This is a genomic window from Methanocalculus sp., from assembly GCF_030651615.1.
Taxonomy (GTDB): domain Archaea; phylum Halobacteriota; class Methanomicrobia; order Methanomicrobiales; family Methanocorpusculaceae; genus Methanocalculus.
The window spans coordinates 1-14090 of record NZ_JAUSCG010000055.1 but is presented as its reverse complement, the minus strand read 5'-3'; the positions used below and the strand labels follow the sequence as shown (position 1 = coordinate 14090).

At 49.1% G+C, this 14090-nt stretch carries 19 protein-coding genes and 3 tRNA genes; 10 read left to right on the top strand and 12 right to left on the bottom strand.

Annotated features, from left to right (window positions below; genetic code table 11):
- From Q7V06_RS02305 to hypB, 4 genes are all read right to left on the bottom strand, one after another.
- Positions 1 to 455 (bottom strand): DUF2240 family protein (locus tag Q7V06_RS02305; protein ID WP_304837474.1); only part of this gene is annotated, 455 nt, incomplete at its 3' end.
- Positions 452 to 781, bottom strand: a complete 330-nt coding sequence (locus tag Q7V06_RS02300; protein ID WP_304837471.1) for a hypothetical protein — start codon at positions 779 to 781, stop codon at positions 452 to 454. The genes Q7V06_RS02305 and Q7V06_RS02300, both read right to left, overlap by 4 nt.
- A gap of 250 nt (positions 782 to 1031) precedes the next feature.
- Entirely contained in the window at positions 1032 to 1409 is a 378-nt protein-coding gene (locus Q7V06_RS02295; RefSeq protein ID WP_304837468.1) for a 30S ribosomal protein S8e, read from the bottom strand.
- Between the two features lie 109 nt (positions 1410 to 1518).
- On the bottom strand, positions 1519 to 2169 hold the full coding sequence (hypB, locus tag Q7V06_RS02290; protein ID WP_304837465.1) for a hydrogenase nickel incorporation protein HypB: 651 nt from the start codon (positions 2167 to 2169) through the stop codon (positions 1519 to 1521).
- A 49-nt stretch (positions 2170 to 2218) separates the two neighbouring features.
- On the opposite strand from hypB, the gene Q7V06_RS02285 reads away from it, so the two are divergent.
- The 5 genes from Q7V06_RS02285 (at position 2219) to Q7V06_RS02265 (ending at position 4575) form a co-directional block, all read left to right on the top strand.
- On the top strand, positions 2219 to 2494 hold the full coding sequence (locus Q7V06_RS02285; protein WP_304837462.1) for a signal recognition particle subunit SRP19/SEC65 family protein: 276 nt from the start codon (positions 2219 to 2221) through the stop codon (positions 2492 to 2494).
- A complete protein-coding gene (locus tag Q7V06_RS02280; protein WP_304837459.1) occupies positions 2491 to 3144 on the top strand; it encodes a histidinol phosphate phosphatase domain-containing protein in 654 nt (217 codons plus the stop codon). The genes Q7V06_RS02285 and Q7V06_RS02280 overlap by 4 nt, the downstream gene beginning before the upstream one ends.
- A gap of 103 nt (positions 3145 to 3247) precedes the next feature.
- Complete coding sequence (locus tag Q7V06_RS02275; protein ID WP_304837456.1) at positions 3248 to 3505, top strand: H/ACA ribonucleoprotein complex subunit GAR1; 258 nt, start codon at positions 3248 to 3250, stop codon at positions 3503 to 3505.
- Entirely contained in the window at positions 3484 to 4491 is a 1008-nt protein-coding gene (locus Q7V06_RS02270; RefSeq protein WP_304837453.1) for a transcription initiation factor IIB, read from the top strand. Before Q7V06_RS02275 ends, Q7V06_RS02270 begins: the two co-directional genes overlap by 22 nt.
- A gap of 12 nt (positions 4492 to 4503) precedes the next feature.
- A tRNA-Ala gene (locus tag Q7V06_RS02265) sits at positions 4504 to 4575 on the top strand.
- 374 nt (positions 4576 to 4949) lie between these two features.
- Here the strand turns inward: Q7V06_RS02265 and Q7V06_RS02260 are convergent.
- Positions 4950 to 5531 (bottom strand): indolepyruvate oxidoreductase subunit beta, encoded by a 582-nt coding sequence (locus Q7V06_RS02260; RefSeq protein ID WP_304837449.1) that lies wholly within the window; start codon positions 5529 to 5531, stop codon positions 4950 to 4952.
- Positions 5528 to 7300 (bottom strand): indolepyruvate ferredoxin oxidoreductase subunit alpha, encoded by a 1773-nt coding sequence (gene iorA / locus Q7V06_RS02255; protein ID WP_304837446.1) that lies wholly within the window; start codon positions 7298 to 7300, stop codon positions 5528 to 5530. Before iorA ends, Q7V06_RS02260 begins: the two co-directional genes overlap by 4 nt.
- 125 nt (positions 7301 to 7425) lie before the next feature.
- Here iorA and Q7V06_RS02250 point away from each other — a divergent pair.
- Together Q7V06_RS02250 and Q7V06_RS02245 are read left to right on the top strand one after the other, a co-directional pair.
- Positions 7426 to 7499, top strand: a tRNA-Ile gene (locus Q7V06_RS02250).
- A 62-nt stretch (positions 7500 to 7561) separates the two neighbouring features.
- Positions 7562 to 8023, top strand: coding sequence for a hypothetical protein (locus Q7V06_RS02245; RefSeq protein ID WP_304837443.1), 462 nt, complete (start codon positions 7562 to 7564; stop codon positions 8021 to 8023).
- A 10-nt stretch (positions 8024 to 8033) separates the two neighbouring features.
- On the opposite strand, the gene Q7V06_RS02240 is transcribed toward Q7V06_RS02245, so the two are convergent.
- The 4 genes from Q7V06_RS02240 to Q7V06_RS02225 all read right to left on the bottom strand — a co-directional run bounded on the left by Q7V06_RS02240 (position 8034) and on the right by Q7V06_RS02225 (position 11346).
- Positions 8034 to 8570, bottom strand: coding sequence for a hypothetical protein (locus Q7V06_RS02240; protein WP_304837440.1), 537 nt, complete (start codon positions 8568 to 8570; stop codon positions 8034 to 8036).
- Between the two features lie 102 nt (positions 8571 to 8672).
- Positions 8673 to 9179: a peptidylprolyl isomerase gene (locus Q7V06_RS02235; RefSeq protein ID WP_304837437.1), complete on the bottom strand. Its 507-nt coding sequence runs from the start codon at positions 9177 to 9179 to the stop codon at positions 8673 to 8675.
- A gap of 75 nt (positions 9180 to 9254) precedes the next feature.
- Positions 9255 to 9860: a superoxide dismutase gene (locus Q7V06_RS02230; RefSeq protein WP_304837434.1), complete on the bottom strand. Its 606-nt coding sequence runs from the start codon at positions 9858 to 9860 to the stop codon at positions 9255 to 9257.
- A 124-nt stretch (positions 9861 to 9984) separates the two neighbouring features.
- Positions 9985 to 11346: a PAS domain S-box protein gene (locus Q7V06_RS02225; protein WP_304837431.1), complete on the bottom strand. Its 1362-nt coding sequence runs from the start codon at positions 11344 to 11346 to the stop codon at positions 9985 to 9987.
- Positions 11347 to 11622: 276 nt separating this feature from the next.
- On the opposite strand from Q7V06_RS02225, the gene Q7V06_RS02220 reads away from it, so the two are divergent.
- From Q7V06_RS02220 to Q7V06_RS02210, 3 genes are all read left to right on the top strand, one after another.
- The gene (locus Q7V06_RS02220; protein ID WP_304837428.1) at positions 11623 to 12321 is read left to right on the top strand and encodes an FkbM family methyltransferase; all 699 of its coding nucleotides are present in this window, start codon (positions 11623 to 11625) and stop codon (positions 12319 to 12321) included.
- A 60-nt stretch (positions 12322 to 12381) separates the two neighbouring features.
- Positions 12382 to 12780, top strand: a complete 399-nt coding sequence (locus tag Q7V06_RS02215; RefSeq protein WP_304837425.1) for a WxcM-like domain-containing protein — start codon at positions 12382 to 12384, stop codon at positions 12778 to 12780.
- Positions 12781 to 12963: 183 nt separating this feature from the next.
- Complete coding sequence (locus Q7V06_RS02210) at positions 12964 to 13521, top strand: hypothetical protein (RefSeq protein WP_304837422.1); 558 nt, start codon at positions 12964 to 12966, stop codon at positions 13519 to 13521.
- A gap of 144 nt (positions 13522 to 13665) precedes the next feature.
- Here the strand turns inward: Q7V06_RS02210 and Q7V06_RS02205 are convergent.
- Both Q7V06_RS02205 and Q7V06_RS02200 read right to left on the bottom strand, forming a co-directional pair.
- Positions 13666 to 13739 (bottom strand) — tRNA-Val (locus Q7V06_RS02205).
- A gap of 73 nt (positions 13740 to 13812) precedes the next feature.
- On the bottom strand, positions 13813 to 14090 hold a 278-nt coding region (locus Q7V06_RS02200), incomplete at its 5' end, for an ACT domain-containing protein (protein ID WP_304837419.1).

Below are 14090 nucleotides of genomic sequence, written 5' to 3'. Positions count from 1 at the left end.
CGAATAAGCTGGTCTTTCAGCTCTTTCTGGTGCTCGCTATACTGAATCCTGTACCTGCGCGCAAGGATCGCAACAGCTGCTTCGGGTCGTAGTTTGCCAAAAAACCTGTCCTGAATGATCGTATTCATTTCAGCATATATTGACTTCTGATCGGTTCCAGCTCTCCGTGCGATCTCTTCTACCAGTCTTTCAACAGGATCGCTCTTCTGGAGTACTGTGGTTGTTGGTTTGAAGCCAAGGGGTATATCCACCTCTGTCGGATCAAATGTTGGAACAAAAGCCCCCTCACTCTGGGTGATCAATCCTTCTTCCCGTGCCCGCTCCAGAAGGAGTGCTGCCTGGTCTTTGTTCATCCACTTTCGGTCGATTGAGATGTAGTAGATGAATTCCACTTTCTGGAGCCGGTCTTTTCGTAGATGCTTAAAGGCTGCTGCCACAACTGTCTTCAGGCTCACCTCAGAGCACCCTTCAGCATATTTTTCAGATCAAGTGAGTCTATCTCTCCTGACCTTCCCTGTTGAATGACAAAGCATTCGATCCGCCCTCCTTTATCGTCGATCCGAATAAGGAAGGTATACTCGGCTGCAGGAACTTTCCCCTCTCCTTTGAGGAGAGTATCGTTGATCCTGAAGGTGAAATCAGCGCGCTCACTGATCTCAGAGAGGAACTCCGAATCGGTTCTCACATGTTCAAAGCCGGTCTTTTCAGAGGCGATATCTACTCGTATTTCACGTTTAAAGAGCCCGATATCTGTTCTGAAGTTTGTTTGCTTTCCATCCATCCTGCATATTGATGAGATTGCCTGGGAGAATGAAACGTCATGATCGAAGATGAGGTCATAACGATTTGGAAATTGATAGGAGACACGACGCATATTACTCGTATATGGGATGATACATAGCAAAAACCCTATCCCCGGATTGTACGTTCATCTGGTGTCGCCACCCTGATCCTTTTGAAGAATAAACCTTCAAAAGATTGAAAAATCTAAATTCCTGAACAAAATCAGGGGAAAAAAGATGATTATCGGTTTATTCTATCAGAATAGCGTTGACGGTGCCGTCCTGACTTGGGCGGGAGACGATCTGGGCGCGCCCGATATCTGTCCTGATGATCGCTCCTTTTGTGAGGAGGTTTCTTCGGACATAGTTGGGGTTTGCAGTGTTTGCCTCAACCTTTTGAATGGCGACCTTTTTGGTTACGCCTGTTTTTCTATCTGAAACGGAGGCAAATTCGCAGCGGAGTGCGCGTACTTTGATATTACCTCCGCGAGTCCGGATGATACGTCGGCGGGTGACGCCGATGACCGTCTCTGCGGGTGATCTGCCTATCTCAAAACGCTTCTTGCCGGAGGTGGGGTGATACCGTCCTCCTGACGATTTTCTTACTGATCTTCCTTGCCAGAGCATTGATTCTCCTCGGTATTGATTGTCTCTTGCCTTTTGGGAAATCCCAAGTGGAGTTCTCTATATATCTCTTTAAGAGGTATTTAAGTTTGGGTTTGCCCGATCAGATCGGTCACTCCGCCAGGATGGCGTCAAGGAGTGGCTCTGTTCCTTCCCCTGTCTTGAGATTTGTTCGGAATATGGGCATTTCAGGGTTATATCGCTGAATATCCCGCTCCATTCTGTCGAGATCTGATCCGACGAGGGGGGCCAGATCGACCTTGTTGATGACGGCGATGTTGCCGCCACGAAACATCATCGGGTGCTTATTGACGACGTCATCACCTTCAGTTGAGCTGATGACCACGATCCTCTTCTCTGCACCGAGCTGAAAGTCGGTAGGACAGACCATGTTTCCGACGTTCTCGATGAAGAGGATGTCGATATCATCAAGCGGCAGGTGTCTCAGGCCATGCTCGACGAGGTGTGCATCCAGGTGGCACTCCTTTCCTGTATTTGCATTATATGCCGGGATGCCGGTCTTTACGATGCGCTGGAAGTCGTCATCGCCGTAAACATCGCCTGCGATGGCTCCTGCCCGGAGGCCCCGCGCAGAGAGGAGGGGTATCATCTTTTCGATGAGTGCGGTCTTGCCGGATCCAATCGCACCGAGCAGATCAAATGCCCTGACACCATGTTCCTTCAGGTGGCGGGCATTTCTATCTGCGAGACGGGTATTCCCATCGAATATGTCCTTTTCCATATGGACGTCGATGTGATGCATATACGTATTAGGCGAGATCTGTTTATAGGTTCATCGCGGATCTACTAGTATGGGAACTGAGCGGATCCTGTACCCCTGTTACTTTAACGGTGCCTTCTCCCGTGCAGAGGGTAGAAGAATAAGTAAAAAGTATGCGTTGAAGTCCCCGAAGATTCAGGATATTGAACGGGCGGCACGCGATCTTGGGATCTCCGAGGTCGTCATTGAACCGAACTCTCACCCTGCCCACTGGTCACGGCGTGAAGGGCGTCTCAGAATCAACTGGCAGGGGAGCAAGGAGTTGCTTATACAAAAAATTGCTCTGAAACTTTCGGAGAAACAATGACGGGTATGTACGATTTCCATTGCCATACCACCCTGTCAGATGGTGGTATGCTTCCGATCGAACTGATACGGCGGATGTCTGTTCTTGGTTACGGAACAGTGGCGATCTCTGATCATGTCGATGCAACGAACCTCCATGAGGTGATCACTGCCGTCTCCCGACTGAAACGGTCGGCTTCCCTCTTTGGTGTCGAACTCCTCTGTGGTGTTGAGATCACGCATGTGCCGCCCGAGGAGATTCCGAATATTGCAAAGGAAGCAAAGGAGATTGGTGCTGACGTTGTGGTCGTACATGGCGAGACTGTCGTAGAGCCGGTCGCTCCGGGGACGAATGCTGTTGCCGTACGCTCTCCTGATGTCAATATCCTTGCACATCCCGGTCTCATCAGTTACGCTGATGCTGAGGCTGCAGCGAAGAATGGTGTTTTTCTTGAGATCACCTCTCGTAACGGCCATAACAGAATGAATGGGCATGTGGTGAAGACTGCTCTTGATGCAGGTTGTGGAATGCTTGTTCAATCAGATGCACATGAACCGCGAGACCTGCTTGATCGTGATGCAAAATGGCTTGTTGCCCGTGGTGCGGGGCTTACCAAAGAGATGGCCGGGGATATACTCAGATTCGATCCTGCTACGATCAAACAGTTCTAACCTTTTTATAGTTTGTCGATAGTATTAAATACTGCCAAAGTCGAATATATAATTATATATAGCTTCCGAAATGAAATCGGTAACTCTTCCATGAGGGTATATTTTGAAATTTGCAGGTCGGATACTTAGTATTTGCGGTAAGCGCCTTCTGGTTGCAGGTTGTGATGGAGGTCAGCTCCCCCCACTCTTCTGTGATGTGGTGGATAGCCGCATGAAACCGGTTGGGCGAATTGTTGATCTATTCGGGAATATTGCATCTCCGTATGCGACGATCGTATGCCAGAACGATTGCCGTGTTCTTGAAGGGGAGAAGCTCTATGTTAAAGAGAGGGTGAAGACATGCAGGAAATCGAGAAACTAAAACAACTTAAATCCGAACGTGAAGCGATGAAACTGCGCCAGAAAGCAGTAACTCAGGAGAAACAGAAGCACGAGGAGCATATCCAGACGATCTGCCCGGAATGTAAAAGCCGACAGTTGATCCATGATTATGAGCGGGCCGAACTTGTCTGTCAGAGTTGTGGCCTTGTTCTTGATGATGACTTCATTGACCGGGGTCCTGAGTGGCGTGCGTTTGACCATGATCAGAGGATGAAGCGTTCTCGTGTCGGTGCACCGATGACCTTCACGATCCATGACAAGGGTCTCTCAACGATGATCGACTGGAGGAACCGTGACAGTTATGGGCGTGCCATCTCTTCAAAGAATCGTGCCCAGCTCTACCGTCTCCGTAAGTGGCAGCGTCGTATCCGTGTTTCGAATGCAACCGAGCGGAATCTTGCATTCGCCCTCTCCGAACTTGACCGGATGGCATCGGCTCTTGGTCTTCCGAGGAATGTCCGTGAAACGGCGGCAGTCGTCTACCGTGACGCTGTTGACAAGAACCTGATCCGTGGCAGATCAATCGAAGGGGTCGCGGCCGCCGCTCTCTACGCAGCCTGCCGACAGTGCAGTGTACCGCGAACGCTTGACGAGATCGCTGAGGTGTCACGTGTATCACGGAAAGAGATCGGCAGAACCTATCGGTTCATCTCAAGGGAACTTGGATTAAAACTCCTTCCAACATCCCCGATCGATTATGTCCCCCGATTCTGCTCGGGACTGACCCTCAAAGGCGAGGTGCAGAGCCGCGCGGTAGAGATCCTCAGGCAGGCCGGTGAGCGGGAACTGACGAGCGGAAGGGGTCCGACAGGTGTTGCAGCCGCTGCAATCTACATAAGCTCAATCCTCTCAGGTGAGCGGCGTACCCAGCGTGAGGTTGCAGAAGTGGCAGGTGTGACCGAAGTCACTATTCGGAACAGATATAAGGAACTGGCAGAGAAATTAGATATTGAGATAATTCTCTAATTTTTTTACCAGGGGCTCGTAGATCAGGGGTAGATCGCTACGTTCGCAACGTAGAGGCCGCGGGTTCAAATCCCGCCGGGTCCATCTTCTTTTCGTTATCGGGGGTCACTCCGGTCGTTATTAGGATTGTATTGTGTTCTGTATTCGTTTTAAGCGCATATATTGCGCTATCAAAGAATCGGGATGCGTTTATGCCTGATTTTTTTATGAAGTCATACGCTTCCCTGGCAACAGTGAGATAAAGTTTAACTCTATTCTCTTTTTTATGCTCTTCTTTTTTCTTTTTATACTCTTTTCTCATTTCTTTTCCCCTGTATGTGTGTATACGTATGAATTCCCGCTTCCATACGTATGATTTGCGGATACCTGATCGCGGTCTGATCTGAGTCTCTATCGTCTGGAAAAGAATATGTCTGCCGGGTGTTCACCCGGATAAAAAGAGTGAATAAAGTGTAATTTCAGGACTGGATCGCATCTCTGCCATCCAGGAATGCCTTCTCATTGATCGGAATCGTCTTCTTCGGCACACACCGCCTGACACCTTCAAGGAGTGATTCGAGAGTGAGGGGTATGGTATGTGATGCTGCCCCGATGAGTGCGATATTTGCGGCAAGCGGGCTTCCGGCAGCCGTTGCAATTGCTGTTGCATCGATGATCTCCATCTTCACTCCCTTCAGCATTCCGATGATGTCATCGGTCGTCGGGGGTACCTGCCCGGTGGTGAATGTCGATGTCGGGAGGACGAGCTGGTTGTTGATGACCATCACTCCGCCACTTTTGAGGTAATGGCGGTACCTGACCGCCTCAAGGAGATCGAAGGCGATGAGGAGATCAGCCGTCCCTGGTACGATGAGTGGCCCAAACTCTGCATCGATTCTGATCTGGCTCTCGACAGAACCGCCTCTCTGAGCCATGCCATGCGTCTCAGCACCCCGAACGCTCCTTCCTTCAACAAGACATGCCTCCCCGAGGACGTTTGAGGCGAGGATCGTCCCCTGGCCTCCTATCCCGACGATCATGATGTCAAAACTTCTTTTCATCTCTTCACCTCCCCCCGGATCGCAGCTGCCGGACAGATGTCGGCACAGACTGCACACCCCGTGCAGAGGTCATTTATCGATGCCTTCTCATCATGGAACTCGATTGCAGGGCATCCGTACTTGATACAGAGCTGGCATCCTGTGCAGATGTCAGGATCAACCATGAACCTGCGGCGTTTCATACCAGCCCGTTTTGCGACGATGATACAGGGCTGGCGGGCGATGATGACTCTGACCCCCTTCTCCTCTTTGACCTTCCTCATCGTTTCAAGCAGGAGCGTAAGGTCATAGGGGTCCACCGTCTCGACACAGGAGACACCACAGGCGCGGCACAGGGTTTCCAGTGATAATGAAGGGCTCTGTACTCCGCAGGCTGTTATCCCGGTGTTTGGGTTTGGCTGGTGGCCGGTCATTGCGGTGATGCGGTTGTCGAGGATGACAACGACCATGTTGGCTCCATTATAGACCGCATTGATGAGGCCGTTCACTCCTGTATGGAGGAATGTGGAGTCACCGATAGTGCAGACGACATCCCGCTCCTCTCCGCAGAGGTTGATTCCGCTTGCAACGGTGATGGATGCGCCCATGCAGATGGTGGTGTCAACAGCACCGAGCTGAAGACCGAGGGTGTAGCAGCCGATGTCGCTTGGGAAGATGCCGTCTTTGAAGACTTTCTTCATCGCATAGAAGGTAGAGCGATGCATGCATCCGGCACAGAGGATGGGTGGCCTGACGGGGAGGTTCAGAGCAGGTTCTACCGCCTGATAGGGGTTTGCATTGATAAACCCGCACCGAAGAAGTGCGCCAGCGAGAACGGATGGGGAGTATTCTCCTTCGTGTGGGAGATATCCGTTCTTCTTCCCGTAGATCTTCTGGTCACAGGCGACTTCTCTTACTGCGCCTTCAATGACTGGTATCATCTCTTCTATGACCAGGATCTCGGTATGGCGTGATACGAATTCAGCCAGCCACTCTTCGTCGATTGGATATGCGCCGATCGTAGCAATGGAAATGTCATCCGGGACGACTTCACGGGCATACTCTGCGCTGATCCCGCCTGCGATCACCGCTTTTGTACCTCGTATTGTCTGGGTGTTAAAACCGCATTCGATGAGCCGCTTTTTAATCACGGGTTGTTTCTCATTCAACAGCTTGTGAAGAACTCTGGTGTGGGCAGGAATGACGACATACTGCTTTGGATTTTTTATGAATGTACCCACCCGGTGTTCTGTTGCAGGATCTCCCAGTTCGATATCTCCTTTGCTATGGCAGATCCGGGTGGTCGGCCGCACCATGACAGGAAGGCCAAACTCTTCAGAGAGTTCAAATGCCAGTTTCATGCCGTCATGTGCATCCTGAATTCCTGAGGGATCAATGCAGGGGATCTTTGCAAATGATGCATATATCCGTGAGTCCTGCTCATTCTGTGAACTGTGTGCAAACGGATCATCTGCTGCAAGGAGGACAAAACCTCCTGTAACACCGGTATATCCGCTTGTCATCAGGGGGTCTGCTGCGACATTGACGCCGACATGCTTCATCGTCACGAGGGCGCGGCACCCGCACCATGCAGCAGCGAGGGCGTTTTCATATGCGACCTTCTCGTTCACTGACCATTCGAGGTGAGGTATTGTATCCGGGTCTGCTCTCAGTGTCTCAATGACCTCTGAAGATGGTGTTCCCGGATATCCACTGACAAAATCAACGCCTGCTTCCCTGCATGCGTGAGCAATTGCCACATTTCCGAGGAGATATTTTTTGTTATTCATGTGTCCCTCCGGCTCATTCTATCTCAATTCTTATCTTCTCACCATAAATAACGAAACGTTCCGAAATGGAATGACAATTAACAAGCTATAAATGTAGCAACTGAGTATGTATTAGGGTAACAAATGGGCCCGTAGCATAGCCCGGTGGTGCGCTCGGCTGATAACCGAGAGGTCATGCGTTCGAATCGCATCGGGCCCACTCTCATTTTCTGAATCGATCAGATTCGTACTGCTTATATTCTCAGACTCCAGAGTATCTCTATGGATTCGCGGCAACGTCTACTCATCCTTATCGGGGTTATCGCCTGCATTGGTTTTGCGTTTGTTGATATCTACATTTCAGCATTCGTCGCTGTGATCATCGGCATTCTGTATATGATGATCTGGATTATGCAGGATTCCTCATACCTCCCTCATGTGGTCTGCTCATTGTCTGAAGATGCAAAGTCGGTTCTTGTTGAAAACATCGGAACGGCTCCTGCCGTAAAAATTCATGTCGCTCTTGTCCCGCTGGATATCGAGTATGATATCAAAGAGCTCCTGCCTGATGCAAAAGAGGTTTTTTCACTGGAGAAGATGGTTCGTGAGGGGAAGGCGGTCGTCAGGTACACTTCTCCCGGAAGTGATCATGAAATCACGCACTCCTATCCCCTCTCCGGCCTTGGCGGTGAGGCATTTGACCCACTCAAACCGGTTTTTCCCCTTTTTGGATATAAAAAATAGAAAAAGGATTCTACTCTTCTTTTACCTGGATGAATGCAAGGGTTTTCTCAAGAGCCTTTACGAATTCTTCTTCCATGTTTGCATACTCATAGAGTGCGCGGTAGAGCATATAGAGAAGTTCCAGCCCATAGAGTTCTATTGCCTCTTCTGGTGTCAGCTGATTGAGGTAACTGTCGATGATAAAACCGTCATCTGAGTACATGAGCTCGGCAATTGTTCCACCTTCGGTGAGGACACAAAACTGTTTTTGAACCGACTTTGTCATGTCATCAGGCCTGAATGGGGCCGGATCATCTGTGCGACCGATGATCACCATCTTCTCGTCATAATAAATGGTGTCATAGAGTTCCCCTTTTCCATCCTGTTTGCTCTTATTGAGGAACTGGTTTCCAAGCTTTCCGACGAGTGGGGTGGCAAGGGTTGCCATTCTGCTGAGTAGTCCGCTCAGATCAGATCTGAGCGCAGAGTCGAGTTCTTCTTTTCTGTCACCAAGTTCTTTCATCGTCTCGGTGAGACGGGTAAATCCTTCTTCAATGATCTGATCCATACGTATTCTGCCTCTTTCGTATACTTTCATGGACTCGTGTTAATATGGTTCTTATGGTTTAACCCAAGTACGATAGCAGTTTAGAAAAAAAGGGTATCTGAGTTAGAGGATCTGAACAAGGCTTATAGTGAAGGTCAGATCCTCTCCTGCAAGGTGATGATTCAGATCAAGAATGACAGTGGTCTCATCGACACCAATTACTGTTCCTCTGGCAACCTGTCCGTCTTCCAATGGAATCATGACTGCTGTTCCGACCACGGCCAGGTCCTCAGGGAAGGACTCCCGTTCGACCGGGATGATAAAATCTTCACGGTATGGTCCGTATGCTTCATCAAAGGGGATCATCACCGTTCGCTCTTCCCCAACTGCCATTCCAAGAACTGTCTTGTCAAAGTCGGGGAGCACCTGGCTTGTTCCAATGGTGAACGTATAGGGTTGTCCCCCGGTAGTGGTCTCAAAGATACTGCCATCTGAAAGGGTACCTGTGAAGTTAACACTGACTGTATCGCCATCAACTGCCCTCTTCTCTGCACCGGTGCAGCCTGCAATGGCAAGAAGTCCGATGACGATGATGAGAAGGCTTGTCCATGCCCATTTTTTGCTATTCATCTGATGAGTTTTATCCCTCACCTATTAAAAATGAGATGATCCAAGCTTTCTTCTCCAATACCTTAAAAAAATGATTTATTGGAATCTTCTGTTCACTTCATCCCAGTTTACGATATTCCAGAACGCCGCGATGAATGCACCCCGATCATTTTTATAATCGAGGTAGTACGCATGCTCGAAGAGATCGAGTACCAGAAGAATCGGGCATGCCGGGAAGAGGTTTGTGTTGTGTTTCTCGATCTGCATAATCTGAAGACGTTTTGTGAGTGGACATACCGTCAGAGCAGCCCATCCTGATCCTTCGACGGTTGCTGCTGCCTGGGAAAACTCCTTCTTGAACCGTTCAAAACTACCGAATTCGGAATTAATTCGGTTGGCAATCTCTCCTTTTGGTTCCCCTCCACCACCTGACCCCGCAGGTGCGAGATTCGTCCAGAACTGGGAGTGGAGATAATGACCTCCAAAATTCCAGGAGAGGTCTTTTAATATGGCTTTCATATTAACATCAGCACCCTGTTTTCGTCCGTCTTCAAGTGCTGTAAGATTGGAGTTGGCTCCGTTGATGTACGCCATGTGGTGTTTATCATGGTGTAGTGTAAGCTGTTCCAATGAGATGAATGGCTCAAGTGCATCGGCCTTATATGGCAATTCCGGTAATGTATACTTTGTTTCTCCCTGCATCACGCATCACTCCTTTACCTCGTCACACCATCCGGGTGTGATATCCCCGGAGCAGGTATTGCGTTTTAAGACCTCTCCGTACTCCTCTCTTCCCTCTTTCATGCACTTGAAGGTTACGGAAAGGTCAGTCTCTCTCTTCAATTCTGAAGTTGCCAGATGGGATGGTGATCTCAAAGCGGGCTCCTAAGCCGTATTTTCCCATCTCTCTGATGGTCATCCCGGTGATCATGAGGATCTCTCTGCAGAGGAACAGGCCAAACCCGGTGTTCCGTCCAAAAGCACGGTTGAAGATGAGTTCTTTCATGCCATTTGGGATGCCCGCCCCGTTATCCTCCCAGATGATCGTGATGGTATCTCCGTCTCTCTTCCATGAAACCTGTACTTCAGTTGCCCGCTCCCCATGACGGATTGTATTGTCGAGCAGGTTATGAAAAAGCCGTTCAAGCATCGGATCTGCAAAGACAAAGAGTCCCCTGCAATTGTTGAAGACCGGAATGGTACTCTCACTATTGACTTTTTCAAGAAGTCCGGAGATTGAGTGCCAGGTTGGTGTATCGATGCCGAGCCTCTCGTAATCTCGTGTAAACTCTATAATGCGCTGGATGGTACGTGCGGACTGGTCGATCTTTCTGAGGAGTATTCTCTGCTCCGGCTCCTCTTCGACCTCTTCTGCGATTGAGAGGTTTCCAATGAGCACCGTCAGCTGGTTAATGATGTCGTGGCGGGTGATGCTTGATAGGAGGTGGAGTTTCTTATTTGTGAGTTGCAGTGCCTCCTCTGCAGCCTTCCGCTCGGTGATGTCTGTGATGAGGTTAAGTAATGCTGTTTTATCATCCCATTCGATTATGACGTCATTCACTTCCATCCAGCGCATGGAATTGTCTTTCACCCTCAGTCGAAGTGCGTATCTCGGCTCAATCCGTATCCCCTCCTGTCGTGCCTTTAATCTGTTTTCAATGAGTTTCTGGTCATCAGGATGGATTATTTCCGATACCGGACTCTTACTCAGCTCCTCCTCCGAATACCCGGTGATCTCGGAGAACCGTCTGTTGACAAAACGGAATCGATCGTCCTGGATGACAACAACCCCTTCACCTGCATTATCAACGAGTTGATGATAACGCTCTTCAGATCGTCTATGTGCCATCTCAGCTTCACGTTTCATCTGGGAGAGGGTGGTGATAACCAAAGCAACGAGGATGAAGATAATGACCTGAAATAAGGATTGCTGGATGACCAGTTGATCTCTTGTAAAGGTGATGACAAGGAGAAAATACGAGCATGCAAGGGCGGTTGAAAAGAGAAATCCCTGTCGTACATAATAGAAACATGCGATGATTATCGGAATATAATAGAAGTGCTGGAAGATGATGTAGCCCTCACTTGTGAGAAAGGCGATGCTGAGAGCCAGGCACATGATTGTTGTTATGGTCACGGCAAAGAGGGGCCAGTATCTCTCAAAAGCTATCTGTGTCTTTAGTGTCATGCCAGTGCCCCAAATCTGCTTTATCAGACCGATTTCGATTTGTTAATTCTCTTCTGTAAAATTCTGTTGTATTATGCAATTATTATTAATTTACTTATGCATATACATTTTTGTTATATAATTGGAAGGTGTTGATTCCAAATCTATTCTCCATATCTGTTGCAGCGAATCAAAATGGTCATACGCTCAGAGCGTCAATAAGTAAGACACAACTGTTGTCGTCATCCCCATGATTCCTGATGGAGGGTGACTCAATTGAGCGGTCAGGAGACTGATATGAGTCTGTTACGGTATGCACACACCATCTACAAATATAACGACTTTGTCGATCTCTTCTTCGGTGCCTGTAGATTTTTCTCAAAGTCCGGTCTGTTTGAAAAAGGGATTATTGATGCACATCATCGATTAACAAGATCTGGTGACCGTGTCGTCATCGTTGGTGGCGGTGATGGTGTGACTGCTGTTGCAGCAGCGAAACGGGTTGGCAGAAATGGATCGGTGCATGTCTATGAGGGGGGGGATCGGGCAGTTGATCAACTCAATGCTCTGTGTTCACAAGAGGGTGTCTCTCAGATCTGCACTATTCATCATGCGGTTGTAGGGCCTCATATCGATGTCTATGGTGGAGATTTTGCATCTGCTGCACATGTTGGTCCTGATGAGATCTTCGCATGTGATGTACTGGAACTGGATTGTGAAGGATCTGAAGTGGCAATCCTGCGTTCGCTTGCAATACGCCCTCGTGTTATCATCGTTGAGATACATCCGTTCCTCTTCTCTGAAGAGCCGACCTGGGTTCTACATCAGTTGAATGAGCTTGGATACCGGATTGTGTACCGGAGCGGTCATGACGGGATCGAGATCAACGATGTAGATATGCAGAAGCTCCTTCTCCGGTCAAAGAAATGCGGTGTCATCTACCTGAAGAATGGTGCCCGGTCGCCCGTAGTTGTGGCGGCGGTGCGAAAGAGATAAGTTATTTACAATTTTTCCTGATATGAATTGTCTTATCCTATCCTGAGACAGATCAGTTTTATGGATGATATCTGCCTCAAACGGGAGAAGCATATCAGAGATGATGGGTGGCTCTGCGAACTGGTATCATCGAAATATTCAGATGAGCCGTTTACCGGCATTCATACCTATGTCGTCTCGGTAAATCCCGGTTGTTCAAGGGCCGATCATTATCATAAAAAGAAGGAAGAGTGGATCTCCATCACTTCCGGAAGAGTCATCCTGTCACTTGAGTGGGTGCAGGGCGGCAGAAGAGAGGAGATAGTACTCGACGCAGAGTCTGAGGGATGTAGAATCATCTACATAATGCCCTTTGTTGCCCATAAGATACAGAATGTCTCTCAAGGCAGTTCTTCCATTATTGTATTTAGCACAATGCCCGAGGAGGAGGGGGATACGATTCCGTATCACATTGGATGATGGGATCGAAGGGTATTCTTGTATTGGATAGTATAGGTTTGGCACCGGATCATTCTGAGCAGTGACAAAAGGTACGATACATTTGACCATATCCAGGAAGTATCATTAAAACCAGGTCGGGAACGTCTGTGCAGATTGCATCCGATAGATAAGTCCGGACAAAGCCGAAATGGGAGATATACCATGAAGAACGACAGAACGGAGATACCGATCACCTTCAGAACCCTCGTTCACCTGTATGATCCCGATGACCCCTCACCCGAAGATGAACGGGAACTAACAGATCGGGCCGAAGAGCTGTTCGGCCGTGAAATCCTCGACAGTCCTGATCCGCTGGATGCTAAAGAGAGATATCGTCTGGAGATCCAAATTCCTCCTTCCGACTTTTCCGATGGCAGGGCAAGGGACATCCCGGCCGCGATACGTGCCCATTTCCTCAGGCATGCGAAAGAGATTCACCAGGATGCCAGGCTGATCCGGCGGGTGGGGCTGCGCGAGGTTCGACTGACCGCAGGGGTGTGCATCCCGGCATTTCTGGGAATTATGATCATCGACCGACTGCCTCACGACTCTCTCCTGCTCGTCATCCAGAATGTTCTGGTGATCTTCTCCTGGGTGGTGATCTGGCAGCCGTTCCAGTCTCTGGTCTTTGACCGCTGGACCCTTTCGACGAAGGAGAAGGTATACCGGCAGATCGCCGGAATGGAGATGCGGGTTATTTCTTCACGATCAAAAGAATAATCCTGTCACGTCAATTGGGTGGAAGGCAGCAGAAGAGCTACTACTTGATAGAACGTTGAGGTAATGTATGCTTAGAGCCAGATCACTAACTGGAAGAATCAAGATAACGATACATTTTGAGATGATTCCGAAAAGAAAAAACGATGGGCCCGCTGAGATTCGAACTCAGGACCTCCGCCATGTCAAGGCGACGTCATAGCCAACTAGACCACGAGCCCTTTGCTTTGCGACCTTACATAGTTGTCTTTTTCAGTATAAAAGGGTTGTTTTTTGCCCCGAACCTCTCAGGGTTCAGAGCGTGGCAAAGGTTGCCGAGATGATACCCGGGATCTCGCGGATCTCTTTCATAACATACTCAGGAACGTCAGAATCAACGTTCAGCACCATGATCGCCTCTTCACCTGCCTTCACCCTGCCGACCTGCATACCGCCGATATTGATGGTGTGCTTCCCAAGGACGGTCGCCGCAGGTCCGATGACACCGGGACGATCGATATGCCGTGCAATAACGATCGAACCCTCTGGGATCATGTCCATGGTAAACGATCCGATCGCGACGATCCGAACCC

Bases quoted from the DNA above. Each gene is read 5' to 3' on its own strand.
- Q7V06_RS02210 (WP_304837422.1), top strand. From the start codon at position 12,964: ATGAAGAACGACAGAACGGAGATACCGATCACCTTCAGAACCCTCGTT.
- Q7V06_RS02230 (WP_304837434.1), bottom strand. From the start codon at position 9,860: ATGCAGGGAGAAACAAAGTATACATTACCGGAATTGCCATATAAGGCC.
- hypB (WP_304837465.1), bottom strand. From the start codon at position 2,169: ATGCATCACATCGACGTCCATATGGAAAAGGACATATTCGATGGGAAT.
- Q7V06_RS02215 (WP_304837425.1), top strand. From the start codon at position 12,382: ATGGATGATATCTGCCTCAAACGGGAGAAGCATATCAGAGATGATGGG.
- Q7V06_RS02245 (WP_304837443.1), top strand. From the start codon at position 7,562: ATGGATTCGCGGCAACGTCTACTCATCCTTATCGGGGTTATCGCCTGC.
- iorA (WP_304837446.1), bottom strand. From the start codon at position 7,300: ATGAATAACAAAAAATATCTCCTCGGAAATGTGGCAATTGCTCACGCA.
- Q7V06_RS02220 (WP_304837428.1), top strand. From the start codon at position 11,623: ATGAGTCTGTTACGGTATGCACACACCATCTACAAATATAACGACTTT.
- Q7V06_RS02295 (WP_304837468.1), bottom strand. From the start codon at position 1,409: ATGCTCTGGCAAGGAAGATCAGTAAGAAAATCGTCAGGAGGACGGTAT.
- Q7V06_RS02235 (WP_304837437.1), bottom strand. From the start codon at position 9,179: ATGAATAGCAAAAAATGGGCATGGACAAGCCTTCTCATCATCGTCATC.
- Q7V06_RS02260 (WP_304837449.1), bottom strand. From the start codon at position 5,531: ATGAAAAGAAGTTTTGACATCATGATCGTCGGGATAGGAGGCCAGGGG.
- Q7V06_RS02280 (WP_304837459.1), top strand. From the start codon at position 2,491: ATGACGGGTATGTACGATTTCCATTGCCATACCACCCTGTCAGATGGT.
- Q7V06_RS02225 (WP_304837431.1), bottom strand. From the start codon at position 11,346: ATGACACTAAAGACACAGATAGCTTTTGAGAGATACTGGCCCCTCTTT.
- Q7V06_RS02285 (WP_304837462.1), top strand. From the start codon at position 2,219: ATGGGAACTGAGCGGATCCTGTACCCCTGTTACTTTAACGGTGCCTTC.
- Q7V06_RS02240 (WP_304837440.1), bottom strand. From the start codon at position 8,570: ATGGATCAGATCATTGAAGAAGGATTTACCCGTCTCACCGAGACGATG.
- Q7V06_RS02270 (WP_304837453.1), top strand. From the start codon at position 3,484: ATGCAGGAAATCGAGAAACTAAAACAACTTAAATCCGAACGTGAAGCG.
- Q7V06_RS02300 (WP_304837471.1), bottom strand. From the start codon at position 781: ATGGATGGAAAGCAAACAAACTTCAGAACAGATATCGGGCTCTTTAAA.